Origin of the sequence: Streptomyces sp. NPDC091287 (genome assembly GCF_044768525.1) — a bacterium.
GTDB lineage: Bacteria > Actinomycetota > Actinomycetes > Streptomycetales > Streptomycetaceae > Streptomyces.
This window is the reverse complement of the sequence record NZ_JBIVUV010000001.1, coordinates 23,336-38,047: the sequence shown is the minus strand read 5'-3', so window position 1 is coordinate 38,047 and position 14,712 is coordinate 23,336. Positions and strand designations below refer to the sequence as shown.

The following is a 14,712-nucleotide window of genomic DNA, read 5'->3' as shown; positions in this document are numbered from 1 at the left end:
GGAACGCCGCGTCCCGCCGCCCGGGCCGGCGGGGTACACCCCGTATACACCGACCGAACGGTAGGCGGAGCGCACATATTGCCGGGGTGCTCCTGGGCCCATAACTTGCCCTTATGGAGCTCGAGTTGCGCCATCTGCGAACGGTACGTGCCATTGCCGACACGGGCAGCCTCACCAAGGCCGCCGCCACACTGGGGCTTGCCCAGCCTGCCCTCAGCGCTCAGCTGCGGCGGATCGAGAAGGCCCTGGGCGGCGCTCTGTTCGACCGCGACCACACCGGGGCGCGGGCCACCCCGCTCGGCGAACTCGTGCTGGAGCGGGCCCGGGTGGTGCTGCCCGCGGTCAGTGAACTCCAGGCGGAGGCTGTGCGGTTCGCCAATGCCACGGGGTCGCTGGACCGGTTCCGGCTGGGCGGCACGCACGGTCCGCTGCTCGGCGGCCTGGTGGACCGGATGGCCGCCGCGCACCCGTCGGTGCCGGTGTCGACGTACACCTCGTGGTCGGTCGCCGAGATCGCCTCGCTGGTGATCGACGGCCGGCTGGACTTCGCGCTGATCGGAACGTGCGGCGAGAGCCCGCCGCCGCTGGCGGACCGGTTGGTCTGGGAGGTCGTCGGGGTGGACCCGGTCTTCGTGATGCTGCCGGAGGATCACGCCCTGGCCGGTGAGACGGAACTGGAGCTGGCGGCCCTCGCGGACGAGTGCTGGGCGGACGTGCCCGGCGACGGCTGCTTCGCCGACTGCTTCACCGCGGCCTGCGCGCGGTCGGGCTTCACCCCGGTGTCGGTGTACGAGACGGACACCTCGTCCGTCGTCCATCTGGTGCAGGTGGGGCGGGCGATAGGGCTGTGCCGGGCGACGTTCCCGCCGGCGCCCGGCCTGGTGACCAGACCGCTGGCCGGCGCGCCGCTCAGCTGGCGTCATCTGGTGGGCTGGCACCCGCACTCCCCCGCCGCGGACGCCGCGGCGGGGACGGTGGCCGGAGCGACCCGCGCGGCCTACGCCGAGGCGGTGTCGCGCAGCCCGAGCTACGCGCAGTGGCTCGGCGCGCACCCGAGGTTCGGCACGGTGGCCTGAGTCCCGGGCCGGGGCGGGGTGCCGAACATCCCAACGCGGCGCGGCCGGTGGGCTGTTCGGCCCCGTCGGGCTATTCGGCTCCGTGGGCCGGGGCGGCGCTCGCCACCCGGGCGGCGAGCGCGAGGTCCTTCTCGGTGACCGCGCCTCCCGCGTCGTGCGTGTGGACGGAGAGGGCCACCGTGTTGTATCCGAGCGTCAGGTCCGAATGATGGTTCAGCTCGTCCTGGATCCGCGCGATGTGGACCGTCAGCGCGGCGGCGGCGAAGTGCGAGGGCAGGCGAAAGGTCCGGGTGATCCGGTCACCTTCCAGCGCCCAGCCGGGCAGGCTCTCCAGCCGGCGGTCGATCTCGGTCGGCGACAGCGGCTCTGCGCTCATGGAACGGCTCCCGTGGGTCTCGGTGGATCGGCGCATGCGTCACAGCGGGCCGGGGCGGCCCGTACCGGCCCCGGCCCGCCGGTGACGTTCCCGCCGGTGACGTTACGGTCTTGGCATGACGACTGTCTTGCCCGACACGGGAGTAGGGCCGCTGCTGCGGGACTGGCGGGAACAGCGGCGCATCAGCCAGCTGGAGCTGGCCCTTCGCGCCGACTCCTCGGCCCGCCACATCTCCTTCATCGAGACGGGCCGCTCCCGGCCCAGCGAGGACATGGTCCTGCGGCTGGCCGAGGAGCTGAACGTCCCGGTCCGCGAACGCAACGCCCTTCTGGTGGTCGCCGGTTACGCGCCCCGCTACGCGCAGACGCCACTCGACGACCCCGCGATGGCTTCCCTCCGCGAGAGCCTCGACCGGCTGCTCGCGGCGTACGAGCCGTATCCGGCGCTCGTGGTGGACGGCATCTACGGGGTGGTGGCGGCCAATCGGGGGATCGCCCTGCTGCTCGAAGGGGTGCCGGAGAAGCTGCTGGCCCCGCCGGTGAACGCCATGCGGCTCACCCTGCACCCGGAGGGGCTCGCCCCGCGCATCGTGAACCTCCCGGAGTGGCGGGCGGACCTGCTGGCGCAGATGGACCGGCAGATCGCCCTCGTACGCTCGCCGGAGCTGCGTGCGCTGTACGACGAGGTGGCCGCCTATCCGGTCCCCGCACGGCCGGCCGGCGCGGGCCGCCGCACCGACGGTGCGGGCGGTGCGGGGCGGGAGCGCTCCGCCGCGTTCGCGCTGCCGATGCTGCTCGAACACGGGGGCCGGGTCCTGTCGTTCGTGTCGTCGATCGCGACGTTCAACACGCCGATGGACGTGACGGTGGCCGAGCTGGCCATCGAGACGTTCCTCCCCGCCGACCGGGAGACGGCCGCCTATCTGCACGCCCACGTCCCGTCCTGACCCTGCCCGCCTGGCCCCTGGCGCCACGACCTGCCGGGGCGGCCGGTCGTGGCGCCGGAGCGCGCGGGATCTCTCAGACGCGCGCTCCGTTGTCGAGCGGATCGCGCCGGGACGCGCCCGCGCGCCCGCGTGCCGAGCCCTTCCCCTTCCGCTTTCCGGCGGCGGGCGGCGGGGTCCTGGTGTTCCGCTCCAGGACGAGGGCTCCGGGTACGGCGGTGAACACCGAGGACCAGGTGCCGACGCAGATGCCGATGAGCAGGGCGAGCGCGAAGTCGGCGAGCGAGTCGCCGCCCAGCACCGCGAGGGCGGCCAGGATGAACAGGGCGCCCATCCCGGTGTTCACGGTGCGCGGGACGGTCTGGAGGACGGCCCGGCGGGCGATGGTGTCCAGCGGTGTCCGCCGGTTCGCCCCCCACATCTCCCGTACCCGGTCGAAGACCACCACCGAGTCGTTGACCGAGTAGCCGATGACGGTGAGCAGCGCGGCCAGGAAGATGCCGTCCACCGGCCGTCCCAGCCAGGCGAAGGCCCCCACCACGAGGATCACGTCGTGCACCATGGCCCCGACGGAGGCCACGGCGAACGTCCAGCGGAACCGGACCGCCAGGTAGGCCAGCTGAACGGCGACGGCGACCCCCAGGGCGATCAGGGCGTTGCGCCGCAGTTCGTCGCCGAGGCTCGGGCCGATCAGCTCGTCCCGTACCTTCGTCGTCTCGCCGCCCTCCTCGGCGAGGGCGGTCCGCAGGGCGTGTTCGCCGTCGTTGTCGAGCTTCCCGGTGCGTACGGACAGGTCGCCGTCCCCGGCCGTGGTGACCTCGGCGTCCCCGAACCCGGCGGCGGCGAGCGTGTCCCGGGCCGTCTCGACGTCGACCGGCCGGCTGGTGGAGTACTCGACCAGCCGGCCCCCGGTGAACTCCACGCCCAGATCGACTCCGCGCACCACGATCCCGGCCACCGCGACGGCGACCAGGGCCGCCGAGACGACGAGCCAGCGGACCGGCTTCCGGAAGAGCTCCGGGTCCTTGCGGACCAGCCAGGTCCGCACGGCGCCTGGGCGCGCGATGCCGTTGACGCTCCGGTAGTCGCTGACGAAGCGGGAGTTGGCGGCGATCTCGGTGAGCGCGCGGGCGATGACCAGCGCGGAGAACATCGAGGCGATGACCCCGATGGCGAGGGTGACCCCGAAGCCCTTGACGGGACCCGAGCCCAGGAAGAAGAGCAGTCCGGCCGCGATCAGCGTGGTCGCGTTGGAGTCGGCGACCGCGCTCCACGCCTTCGTGAATCCGGTGGTCAGCGCGGAGCGCAGGGAGCGTTTCGGCCGTTCGGCGCACTCCTCCCTGGCCCGTTCGAAGACCAGGACGTTCGCGTCGACCGCCATCCCGATCGCGAGGACGAAACCGGCGAGCCCGGGGAGCGTCAGCGTGACACCGAGGGCGACGAGCGCGGCGTAGGAGATCACCCCGTACGCGGCCAGCGCCACGGCGGCCAGCGCGCCGAAGAGTCGGTAGACGAGCGTGATGAAGAGCGCGGTGGCGGCTGCGCCGATGAGGGCCGCCCGGGCGCTCGCGTCGATGGCCGCCGCGCCGAGCGTCGGGCCGACGGTCCGCTGCTCGACGATCTCGACGGGCACGGGCAGGGCCCCGCCCTTGATGAGCAGCGCCAGGTCGCGCGCCTCGTCCGCGCTGAACGAGCCGGTGATCTGGGTGGCCCCGGACGGCAGTCCGGCCCGGCAGCCGACCGAGGGGTCGACCTGCGGCGAGGAGATGACCTTCTCGTCGAGGACGATGGCGACCCTCCGGCGGTCGTCCCCGGCGGGATGACAGGCGGCCTCGCCGGTCAGCCGCTTCCAGTCCTGACCGGCGTCCTTGCGGAATTCGAGCGAGACGCTCCAGCCGGCACCGCCCTGCGCGTCGAAGCCCGCGGTGGCGTCCTCGACGCCCGCGCCGGAGAGCCGGGCGGGGCCGAGGGCGAGGGCGCGGCCCTGCTCGTCGGGGAGGGTCAGCCGGTCGGGGTCGGCGGTGGGACCGGGGTCGGCGGTGGAGCCCGGGTCGGCGGTGGGGTCGGAGCCCGGGGGTTTCTCGTCCGGCTCCTCGGCCGCCGGGCCGTCGACCGCGTGGAAGGTGAGCTGGGCCGTCCGGCCGATCACTTCGGCGGCCTGGCGCGGATCCTGGACATCGGGCAGTTCGACGATGATCCGGTCCTCGCCGGACCGTGTCAGGGTCGGCTCGGAGACGCCCAGCGAGTCGATGCGCTGCCGCAGCACCTCCAGGGTGCGGTCGGTGGTCTCCCGGTCCGCCTCGACGGTGGCGGTGTCCCGGGCCTGGAGCACGATACGGGTGCCGCCCTGGAGATCGAGGCCGAGTCTGGGCGACATGGTCAGGCTGATGTAGACGGAGACGAGCAGGACGGCGACAGCCAGAACCGCTCGCACCGTGGTGGCGCGAGTCATGGAAATCCTCCGGTGGGGCGCCGGGCGCCCTCACCTCAGTGAGGACGCGGCGCCGGATCGGCAGAACAGGACGGATGACCGGTCGTGGGACCGGTGGTCCTGCCCGGAGGCCCCCGTACTCCGGGGAGCGCGCCCCTGCGGCCGCCGGGTACGTCGGAGGGATCCGCGACGACGTGCTGCACGCCGGCGCGCGGCTCGGCCGGCCCCGGTGGAGCGGGCGTCAGCGCGTCGTGCGGCGGCGGTGGCGCGTGAAGAAGCAGGTACGCCCGGCCGGTGCCCGCCCGGGGAGCCTGCGCCGGATCGGCCGCCGCCCTGGGCTGCTCGTGCCCGGCCTGCGCCACCGCACCCGACTCGGCCACGCCCCCGCTCGCGCGGTCCGGCCCCCCGCGGTCGGATCCGCCGAGGTGCCCGGCGCGATGCCGGGAGTCGTGCCCGATGACGTGCCCGGCGCGATGCCGGGAGTCGTGCCCGATGACGTGCCCGGCGCGGTGCCGGGAGTCGTGCCCGGCGTGGTGGAGCTGCGGTGTGGTGGGTGCCGAGGCGGCGATGACGGCGGTGACGACGGGCGCGAGGCTCCGGGAGGTTGGCGGGGCGAGCGCGGCACCGGTGGCCGGGGCGGCGCCGCCGACCAGGGTGAGGACGGTGAGGACCAGCATGGCCAGCAGACACCGCACCCGCGACGCGTTCGGCCGGGACGGTCCCGGGTACGGCGTCACCTCGGTCGGCCGAATTGCTCGGGCGACACCGTCGGATGGCGGAGCACGGAGCTGAGGATCTGTCCGGCGCCGCGAACCACCGTGGTCGACGGGTCGTCGGCCAGGCGCACCCGGGTGCCGAGGCAGCGGGCGATGCGATCGGTGACGTCGGCTCGCAGCGCGCCGCCGCCCGCGAGCACGGGGCCCTTGCGCAGGGCTCCGCGGACTGCGCCGTGCCGGTCGTGTCGCCACATGGACGTGATCATGTCGAGCACCGTGCGGACGAGGACGGCCGGCAGCTGCGCCGGATCGAGACGGTCGAGGTCGTCGAGTCCGCTCTCGGCCTGCCGGGCGTCGGCCACCAGGCCGTTGACGAGGAGCGTGACCTCGGTCAGCTCGGCTCCCATGTCGACGACGAGAAGGGGCCCCGGCGTCCTCGGTCCGACGTACGCGGCGGCGGCCCGGGCGCTGCTGAGGACCAGGACGCGCGACGTCCCGAGCCCGGCGAGCAGGGCGCGCGCCGCGGTACGGTGTTCGGCCCCGGCGAGCACGGGGTGGCTGAGAACGATCACGCTGTCGCTGCGGTCGGGGCCCAGGGCCGCGTCGGCGATGCGGCCGAGCAGCCGGCCGCAGGACTCGGGGTCGACGATGCGCCCGCGCCGGACCGGCCGCTCGTCGCTCCCGTGGGAACCGGAGCCGGGGAACGGGTCGAGAACCAGTCCCCGGCCGGGCACCCAGGCCCGGGTGCGGGAGCTGCCCAGGTCCAGGGCCAGCCCCCGGGCGGCCGGGGGCTGGCCCTGTGCGCCCTGGGTGCCCGGAGCGCGCAGCTGCTGGTGGCGTGTCCGGAGCCCCCGGTGGGAACGCCCCGCCCCGAATGCCCCGGCACCGCTCCCGTCACGAAGCGGTCCGGGGCCTTTCCCCCATGGGCCCGCACCCGGGCGGAGCGGCCCTCGCCACTCGCCGGGCGCGGAAGTGAGCGGGCCGCGAACGGCCAGGACCGGAGTGGTCGGGAGAGCAACGGCCGGGACCGGAGTGGTCGGGAGAGCAGCGGTCGGGGAGGGGCCGGTCGAGGCGGGGACGGTCGGGGCGGGAACGGTCCGGGCAGGTTCCACTCGGTCAGGTGCGTAGAGCCCGTGAAGTCCGTGAGGCCCGCGAAGTCCGTGAAGCCCGTCGGGTGCTCCGGCTTCGCCGGTGACGGGAGACCTCCGGCACGTACCGGCGTCCTCGGACGACGGCGGGACGGCGCGACCCGGTCGCTGTCCGTCGTGCACAGAACGCATCGTCCCTCACCCCCGGCCGCCCATCGCAGCCGCCCACGCACCCGTCGGCCCCACTGATAGCGAGGCACGACCGAGCCCTCACTATGCAATACGGGGTGGTGGAACGCCACTTCCTCACTGATTCACAGGCGCACCATCGCGGCGCGCACGGCAGCCGACCGGCTCAGGCCTCCTCCCCCGCCGCCAGGAAGGCGCCGACCAGCTCCGCGAACTCCTCCGGCACCGCGATCCGGACCCCCAGGTCCTCCGCCTTGGTCCGCTTGGATCCGGCCTTCTCCCCGGCCACCAGCAGACTCGTGCGCTTGGAGACGCTGGAGGACGACTTGCCGCCCGCCCGCTCGATCAGCTCGTTCATCTGGTTGCGCGACAGCTTCTCCAGCGCTCCGGACATCGCGCCCGTGACCACCACGGTCATCCCCGTGAGCGGCAGCGCGGAGCCGGTTCCGGCGTCGCCACCGCCCTCCGCGTCCGCGCCTGCCGCCGCGGCCGACTCCTCCTCCGTCCCCGGCTCCGGAGGCGGGGTGGCCCCGGGCTCCGTCATGGACACCCCGGCCGCGACGAGCTTGTCGATCAGCGGCGCCAGCTCCTCCAGTTCGGCGACCACCGCGGCCGCCTTCTCCTTGCCGATGCCGTCGACCCGCTGGAGCGTCTCCGCGTCGGCGGCGACGATCCGGTCCATCGTGGCGAAATAGCGTGCGATGCGACGCGACATGGAACGCCCCGTGCCCCGGACGCCCAGGGCGCAGAAGACCCGGGACAGCGGCCTGGTCCGGGCGGTTTCGATGGCCGCCAGGAGGTTGTCCGTGGAGGTCTCGCCCATCCGGTCGAGGGCGAGCAACTGCTCCCGCTCCAGGGTGAACAGGTCCGCGAAGTCCGCGACGAGGCCCGCGTCGACGAGTTGGACGACCCGTGTGGAGCCGAGGCCCTCGATGTCGAGCTGATCGCGCCCCGCCGCATACGAGACGGAGGCGACCAGACGGCAGTTACGGCCCCGGGTGCAGCGCCAGCGCTGCTCGCTCGTGTCGATGGCGGAGCCGCACTGCGGGCAGCTCTCGGGGAAGGCGATGGGCGTCTCGTCGCCGGTGCGCAGGTGCACCACGGGGGCCTCGATGCGCGGGATGATGTCGCCGGCCTTGTAGACCATGACCTGGTCCCCCACCCGCAGGTCGCGGCGGGTGATGTCGGCCGGGTTGTGCAGGGTGGCGTAACCGACGGTGGAGCCGTCGATCTCCACGGGTTCCAGGACGGCGCGCGGCGCGATGATGCCCGTGCGCCCGACGTTCCACTCGACGGCCAGCAGGCGGGTGATCTTCTCCACGGCGGGCAGCTTGTAGGCGATGGCCCAGCGGGGCGCGCGGGTGCCGGAGCCTGCCTCGCGCTGGTCGGCCGCCAGGTCGGCCTTGATCACGATCCCGTCGATGCCGAACGGCAGCGAGGCGCGCAGGGCACCTATCCCGTCCACCCGCGCCTGGACCTCCTCGACCGTGGTGGCCCGGAGCGGCGCGACGTCGGTGCCCGCGGCCGTGTGCACGCCGAGATCGGCGACGTACGCCAGGACCTCGCTGTGGGGCAGTTCGGCGAGGGTTCCGGCGAGCTCCCCGGAATCGGGCAACGGCAGCGCGCCGTAGGCGAAGAAGGTCGTCTCCACCCGGTAGGCGCGGTCCTTGGCGCGCAGGGTGCCCGCGGCCCCGTTGCGCGGGTTGGCGAAGGGGGCGCCGCCGTGTTCCGTACGGATCGCGTTGCCCTGTTCGAACTGCTCGTTCGTCATGAGGATCTCGCCGCGCACCTCGATGGTGACCGGGGCGGCCAGCCGCTCCGGCAGGCCGACGACGGCGCCGGCCGCGTGCGAGACGTCCTCGCCGGCCGTGCCGTCGCCCCGGGTGATGAGGCGTTCGAACCGGCCGTCCCGGTAGCGCGCGGCGACCGCCAGGCCGTCGAGCTTCGGCTCCACACTCCACGCGGTCACCGGCCTGCCGATCCGCCGCTCCAGCGACGCGGTCCAGGTCGCGAACTGCTCCGCCGAGAACACGTTGTCCAGCGAGAGCATGGGCACCGTGTGCGGCACATCGCCGACGGCGGCCCCGCCCGCGACCTTGCCCGTCGGCGAGTCGGCGAGCTTCTCCTCCGGGTGGTCCGCCTCGTACGCGGCTATTCCGCGCGCCAGCCGGTCGTAGGCGTCGTCGTCCAGCGCGCTCTCGCCCGTGGCGTAGTACGCGGCGGCGGCGAGGGAGGCCTCTTCCACCGCGGCGGCATAGGCGGCGGCATCGGCGAGCACGGCAGCTGAGTTCGTCATGACCACCATTCTTCCGCCCACCACTGACAACGCTCCCGGTCCGCCTCCCGCCCCGATTCAGGGAGAGCGCTCTCCCGCTCACGGGCTCCCAACTTGCCGTTGATCAGGCTTGTTTGTTGCGGCTGCGCATTCCCTTGACATGCACACGCAGCAATCCTACGTTCCTCCGAGAGAGCGCTCTCTCGCCAAATCAAGGAATCCCCCACTTCCCCGGACAGGAGTGCCGTGCTCTTCCGTCATCAACGCAACCCCGACCACCGCCGCCAACGATCCCTGCCGCCCTGGCGGTACAGAATCGCCGGACTCGCCGCGGCCGCCCTCGCCCTCTCCTTCCTCCAGGCCAACGTGGGCAACGCGGCGGCCGAGCGGGCCGCCGCCGAAGCCGCGCCGAGGGCCGCCGCCGACGTGGTGCGGGTGGCCGAGTTCCTCGCGGAATGCCCGTACACCCACCGGGCCCCCGACGACCCGATCGTCTTCCCCGGGCTGCCGGGCGCCTCCCACATGCACAGCTTCTTCGGCAACGACACCACGCACGCCGGTTCCGATCTGGCCTCCCTGGAGCGGGGCCGTACGTCGTGCGCCCCCGAGACCGACCTGTCGTCGTACTGGGTGCCCACGCTCTACGACGGCGACAAGGAGGTGGAGCCCACCGGGACCACCTTCTACTACCTGGGCGAAGGCGTGAGCGACGACGTCATCCGCCGGATCGAGCCCTTCCCCAAGGGCCTGCGCATCGTGGCGGGCAATGCGAAGGCGACCGGCCCGCAGGACAACACGATCGCCCGCTGGTCGTGCCTGCACGCCGGTGAGGTGAACCCCTCGCAGAACTTCGTGAACTGTCCGCCCGGCACGATGATGGAGTCCTACCTGGACTTCCCGCAGTGCTGGAACGGCACGGACCTCGACTCGGCCGACCACAAGAGCCACATGGCCTACCCGGTGGCCGGGAACTGCCCGTCCACCCACCCGGTGCCGGTGCCCAAGCTCCGGCAGGTGCTGCGCTATCCGGTGAACGGCGACCCGGCCCGCTTCCGGCTGGCGTCCGGCCCCGGCTACACGATGCACGGCGACTTCTTCAACGTATGGCCGGAGGAGGAGATGGCGCAGCGCGTCCGCGACTGCATCAACGCGATCGTCAAGTGCGGCTTCGACGGCAAGCCCTGACCCGCCGCCACCACGGCCCGTCGCACCACGTCCGTCCCGGGGCCCGGCTCCGGGGCGGACACCCTTCCCTCCCGCACGAGGACAGCTCATGAACCCCTTGGACCTGCCGCCGCTCCACCGGGCCGCCGTCCTCGCCTTGTTGCTCGCGGTGGGGCTCGGCGGTGCGGCCGGCTGCTCGTCGGCGGCGGGTTCCGCGCCCCGCACCGCGGAGGCGCGGGAGTCCGCTCCGGGCGTCTCCCCCGCGCCGGCCGGCGCCGCGTCCGCCACCCCCACCGACGTCGGCTGGGTCCAGTTGATGACCCCCATGAACCAGCAGGCGGTGAAGCTCCTGACACTCGCCGCCGAGCGGGCCGCCGAACCGCGGGTGCGCGCGTTCGCGGTGCGGCTGCGCACCGGACACGAGGCCGAACTCGGCCACCTGCGCCCCCTGTTGACGCGCATGGGGCTGCCCCTCACCGATGTGCACGCGGGGCACGACATGCCCGGCATGGTGACCGGACAGGACCTGGAGGCCGCCCACGCCGCCGAGGGGCCCGCGTTCGACCGGTTCGTCCTCGAGCGGATCCGGGACCACCTGCGCCACTCCGCACAGGTGTCGCGCTCCGAGATCACCGCGGGCGGCCGGGCGGACGCCCGCGAAGTGGCCCGCGCCCTCGTGACGGCGCGCGAGACCTTCCTCGCCGAGCTGGAACGGCTGCCGGGCGCGGTGCGGCCCCTCGGCTGAACGGGGCGGCCGGCCTGCGGGTATAAAGGGCTGCATGACAGCCGAAGTGCCGCAGCCCGTACGCCCCGCGACCTTGGAGGACGTGGCGGCCGTGGCCGGTGTGTCACGGGCGACGGTGTCCCGGGTGATCAACGGGGCGACCACGGTGGACCCCGCCCTGCGTACCGTGGTCGAGGAGGCGGTGGCGACCACCGGTTACGTGCCCAACCGGGCCGCCCGCTCGCTGGTGACGCGGCGCACCGACTCGGTGGCCCTGGTGGTCTCGGAGCGGGAACGGCGGCCGATGTCCGAGCCGTTCGTCGGCCGGATGTTCTCGGACCCGTACTTCGGGCGGGTCGTCAGCGGGCTGCTGGAGGTGCTGCGCCCCGCGGGCATCCAGATGGTCGTGATGCTGGCCGACGACGAGGCGTCCCGGGGCCAGTTGCTCTCCTATCTGCGCCATGGCCATGTCGACGGGGTCGTGCTGATCACCACGCACGCGGACGACCCGCTTCCCGGGCTGCTCCAGGACACCAGGATGCCCGCCGTCCTCGCGGGCCGCCCCCACCGTCCGTCCCCGCTGGCCTATGTGGAGGTGGACCAGCACGCCGGGGCGCGGCTGGCGGCCGACCACCTGGCCGCGCTGGGGCGACGCCGCATCGGCACCGTCTCGGGCCCCCAGGACATGCCCGCGGGGCAGGTGCGGCTGACCGGTTTCCTGGAGGCCGTCGCCGCCCACGGCATCGACGACGTGGCCTGCGCCGAGGGGGACTTCACACATCTGGGCGGGGCCGCGGCGATGCGGCGGCTGCTGGCGGACCGCCCCGACCTCGACGGGGTGTTCATCGCCTCCGACCTGATGGCCCTGGGCGCGCTCCCGGTCCTGCTCCGGGCCGGGCGCGATGTGCCGTCCGACGTGGCGGTGGTCGGCTTCGACGACAGCAGCGCGGCGGCCGCCTGCGACCCGCCCCTGACCACGGTGCGGCAGCCGGTGGAGGAGATGGCCGCGGAGATGGCCCGGCTGCTGCTGAAGCAGATCGGCGAACCGCGCGGCCCCTCGCCCTCCGTGCTCTTCCCGCCGACGCTGGTACGACGGCAGTCGGCCTGATCGGGTGGCCGGCCACCTGGTCGCAGTCGGCCGGCCACCTGATCCGGCGGCGGACGGCCTGCCGGCGGCAGGCGACCTGAGCCGGCGGCGGACGGCTTGTCGGAGGGCGAAACCCCGGAGAGCGACGCCCCTGCCGGAGAAGCGGCCTGTCGGGGGACGGTCCGCCGGTCAGGCCGTCGTGCCCGGCGCTTCCGGCACCGGGGCATCGCCCGGGAACGGCTCGTCCGCCAGGCCGGCCCCGCCGAAGCCCTCAGCCCGCACCGGTACCTGGGGACCGGAGGACTCCTGGAGCCAGCGGGTCAGCACCCGGTGCACGGCCTCGGCGCCCACCAGCCCGCCGCCCGGCGGCGCGGGGGCGCCCTCCGCGGTCTCGGCGGCCACGATGTCGAGCGGGTCCGTCAGCGCGCGCGGCCAGAGCAGGAACGGCCGGGACTGTTCGCCGCCGAGGCCGCCGTGCGAACCGATCTGCTCCTCGAAGGCGTGCACGGTCCCGGTGGCGGGGTCGTACATGGAGTTGACCATCACGTCGGCGACGTGCGGGAAGGTGTCGGTGCGCCGTACGGCGGCGGCCGCCCCGACGCCGAAGACCGCGAGCGGACCCTCACCGTCGGTCAGTTCGGCGACGGGTACTTCGGCCCCGCCGGGCCCGAGCACCACGGAGCCGTGCTCGCCGCAGCGGACGAGGAGGAAGCCGATCCCCGGATGGTTGGCGAGCGTGGACAGCAGCGCCGGGTGGCGGCGCTCGATCTGTTCGCGGGAGGCGCGCCCCTCGATGTCGGGGAAGGAGATCAGCCCGAGGTTGCCGGAGGCCAGCACGATCGGGTCGGAGAGCTTGGCCGGGTGCTCGGCCTCCTGCCCCTCGACGGGGCGGTGCAGGGCGATCCGCACCGCGTCGCGGGCCTCGGAGGCGCTGCGGGTGCGCTGGGCCCGGCGGGGCACGGGCAGCCCGCAGCCCGCCCGGACGAGGTCCTTGAGCGTGAGCCCGTACATTCCCGCGAACGTCTCGCCGGGGCTCTGGCCGTGGTCGGAGAGAAGCACGATCCGGTAGGCGCGCGGGGTGTGGTCGGCGATCTTGGCGATCAGGGCGAGGGAGCGGTCGAGGCGTACGAGGACCTTCTCGGCGTCGCGGCTGTGGGGTCCCGAGTGGTGGGCGACTTCGTCGTAGGCGACGAGGTCGGCGTAGACGGCGGTGCGTCCGGCGAACATGTCGCCGAGGACGGCGGTGGCGACCACGTCGCGCTCCACGACGGTGGCGAAGGCGCGGATGAACGGGTAGAGCCCGCCGCGCTTGATCCGCGGGGTGACCTTCCGGGCGCGGGCCCGGGTCGACTGGCCGATCTCACGGAGGACCTCGGCGACGAAGGAGAGGGCCGTCCGGGTGGCGTTGGCCGGGTCGGCGAAGTAGGCGAAGTATCCGGCGCGGGAGCGGCGGCCCTTGCCGCGCCGGGCGGCCATGGAGAGCACCAGGGCGAGCTGTCCGGCTCCGCCGCTGAAGAGGTTGCCCCGGCTCGCGCCGTCGACGGTGAGCAGACCGCCGTCGCGGGTGCGCTCGATGGCCCGGCGCTGCATTTCGAGGGCGCTCGCGGGACGGCTGGAGACCATGACGGTGCGGGTCTCCTTCTCGTACCAGCGGAACGCGGGGACGTCGTGGTTGCTGCCGTGCAGGATGGCGAGCTGGCTGGCGCCGGTCTGGCTGGACCAGTCGGTGCGCCAGGGGGTGAGCCGGTGCCCGGAGGAGTCGGCGAGCCAGCCGGCGACGGTCGGCATGAGCCCGTCGGCCGCGGCCTTCACCAGGACGTCGTGGCCGACCCCGTCGAGCTGGAGGAAGACGGTGCCGGGTGGTCCGTCGCGGCCCGGTTCCGGCGGGCCCGGGGAACGGCCGCGTCGGCGGCGCCGGTCGGCGAGCCGGGAGAGCCGCCGGCGGTAGGCCTCGTCGTCGCGGACGGCGAGGGCGGTGGAGGTGGCGGAGGCGACGGCGGACATCACGGCGGCGACGACGACGGCCGTCTCCGGGTTGGCGTCGCCGCGCCCGTCCGGGATGAGGCGCAGCGCTATCAGCAGCAGCGAGCCGTTGAGGAAGAAGACGAGGGCGCCCAGGACGAGCGCGGGCACGATGAGCAGGGCCCGCACGAGGACGGGCCAGACCAGGGCCGACAGGAGGCCGAAGGCGCCCGCGCCCCAGGCGGCGGTGAAGGCCGTCCTGGTGATGGTGTCGCCGTCGTCGGCCTGGAGCTGGAAGTCGGGCAGGGCTCCGGCCAGCACGAGCATGGTGAGGGTGGACACCGCCCAGACCGCGATCACCCGCATCAGGGCTCTGCCCGCCGTACGCCACTTCCCGTCGCCCACGCCGGTCCACCTCATGCTCTTCCGCTCCGGGCCCGGTCGTCCGAAGCCTGACCTTCAGCTTTTCACAGCGCCGGCGCCGGTCAGCGGCTTCGCTGGGAGCCGCCGAGGCTCGGCGGGACGGTACGGGGGGCGCATAGGCTCGTACCGGCGCGGGGGGGGGGGCGCCCCCCCCCCCCCCCCGGCCCCCGCCCGGGGGGGCGGGGGGGGGGCTCCCAAAAAAAAAACAAAAAGAAAAAGTTAAAATTAAAATTTAAATTGTTTAAGATTATAGAGAGG

The 14,712-nt window shown here is 73.7% G+C and carries 11 protein-coding genes; 5 read left to right on the top strand and 6 right to left on the bottom strand.

Annotation, left to right across the window (positions count from 1 at the left end; translation table 11 throughout):
- Positions 1-113 precede the first annotated feature (113 nt).
- Entirely contained in the window at positions 114-1,076 is a 963-nt protein-coding gene (locus tag ACIQRW_RS00150; RefSeq protein WP_403752068.1) for a LysR family transcriptional regulator, read from the top strand.
- Between the two features lie 70 nt (positions 1,077-1,146).
- On the opposite strand, the gene ACIQRW_RS00145 is transcribed toward ACIQRW_RS00150, so the two are convergent.
- The gene (locus ACIQRW_RS00145; protein WP_007459845.1) at positions 1,147-1,452 is read right to left on the bottom strand and encodes a 4a-hydroxytetrahydrobiopterin dehydratase; all 306 of its coding nucleotides are present in this window, start codon (positions 1,450-1,452) and stop codon (positions 1,147-1,149) included.
- Between the two features lie 115 nt (positions 1,453-1,567).
- On the opposite strand from ACIQRW_RS00145, the gene ACIQRW_RS00140 reads away from it, so the two are divergent.
- Positions 1,568-2,398 (top strand): helix-turn-helix domain-containing protein, encoded by an 831-nt coding sequence (locus ACIQRW_RS00140; RefSeq protein WP_403752065.1) that lies wholly within the window; start codon positions 1,568-1,570, stop codon positions 2,396-2,398.
- A 73-nt stretch (positions 2,399-2,471) separates the two neighbouring features.
- On the opposite strand, the gene secD is transcribed toward ACIQRW_RS00140, so the two are convergent.
- The 4 genes from secD to ligA form a co-directional block, all read right to left on the bottom strand.
- Entirely contained in the window at positions 2,472-4,847 is a 2,376-nt protein-coding gene (gene secD, locus ACIQRW_RS00135) for a protein translocase subunit SecD (RefSeq protein ID WP_403752062.1), read from the bottom strand.
- 35 nt (positions 4,848-4,882) lie between these two features.
- Positions 4,883-5,503, bottom strand: a complete 621-nt coding sequence (locus ACIQRW_RS00130) for a hypothetical protein (protein WP_403752059.1) — start codon at positions 5,501-5,503, stop codon at positions 4,883-4,885.
- 56 nt (positions 5,504-5,559) lie between these two features.
- Positions 5,560-6,276, bottom strand: a complete 717-nt coding sequence (locus ACIQRW_RS00125) for a rod shape-determining protein MreC (protein WP_403752057.1) — start codon at positions 6,274-6,276, stop codon at positions 5,560-5,562.
- 709 nt (positions 6,277-6,985) lie between these two features.
- A complete protein-coding gene (gene ligA / locus ACIQRW_RS00120) occupies positions 6,986-9,124 on the bottom strand; it encodes an NAD-dependent DNA ligase LigA (protein WP_403752054.1) in 2,139 nt (712 codons plus the stop codon).
- A gap of 216 nt (positions 9,125-9,340) precedes the next feature.
- Here ligA and ACIQRW_RS00115 point away from each other — a divergent pair, with 216 nt between their 5' ends.
- The 3 genes from ACIQRW_RS00115 to ACIQRW_RS00105 all read left to right on the top strand — a co-directional run bounded on the left by ACIQRW_RS00115 (position 9,341) and on the right by ACIQRW_RS00105 (position 12,090).
- Complete coding sequence (locus tag ACIQRW_RS00115) at positions 9,341-10,279, top strand: DUF1996 domain-containing protein (RefSeq protein WP_403752052.1); 939 nt, start codon at positions 9,341-9,343, stop codon at positions 10,277-10,279.
- A gap of 88 nt (positions 10,280-10,367) precedes the next feature.
- Positions 10,368-11,003, top strand: a complete 636-nt coding sequence (locus ACIQRW_RS00110; protein ID WP_403752049.1) for a DUF305 domain-containing protein — start codon at positions 10,368-10,370, stop codon at positions 11,001-11,003.
- A gap of 34 nt (positions 11,004-11,037) precedes the next feature.
- Positions 11,038-12,090 (top strand): LacI family DNA-binding transcriptional regulator, encoded by a 1,053-nt coding sequence (locus ACIQRW_RS00105; RefSeq protein WP_403752046.1) that lies wholly within the window; start codon positions 11,038-11,040, stop codon positions 12,088-12,090.
- A 168-nt stretch (positions 12,091-12,258) separates the two neighbouring features.
- Here ACIQRW_RS00105 and ACIQRW_RS00100 read toward each other — a convergent pair whose 3' ends face one another.
- Positions 12,259-14,451 carry an alkaline phosphatase family protein gene (locus ACIQRW_RS00100; RefSeq protein WP_403752042.1) on the bottom strand — a complete coding sequence of 731 codons (2,193 nt, stop codon included), beginning with the start codon at positions 14,449-14,451 and terminating at the stop codon, positions 12,259-12,261.
- Between the last annotated feature and the right edge of the window lie 261 nt (positions 14,452-14,712).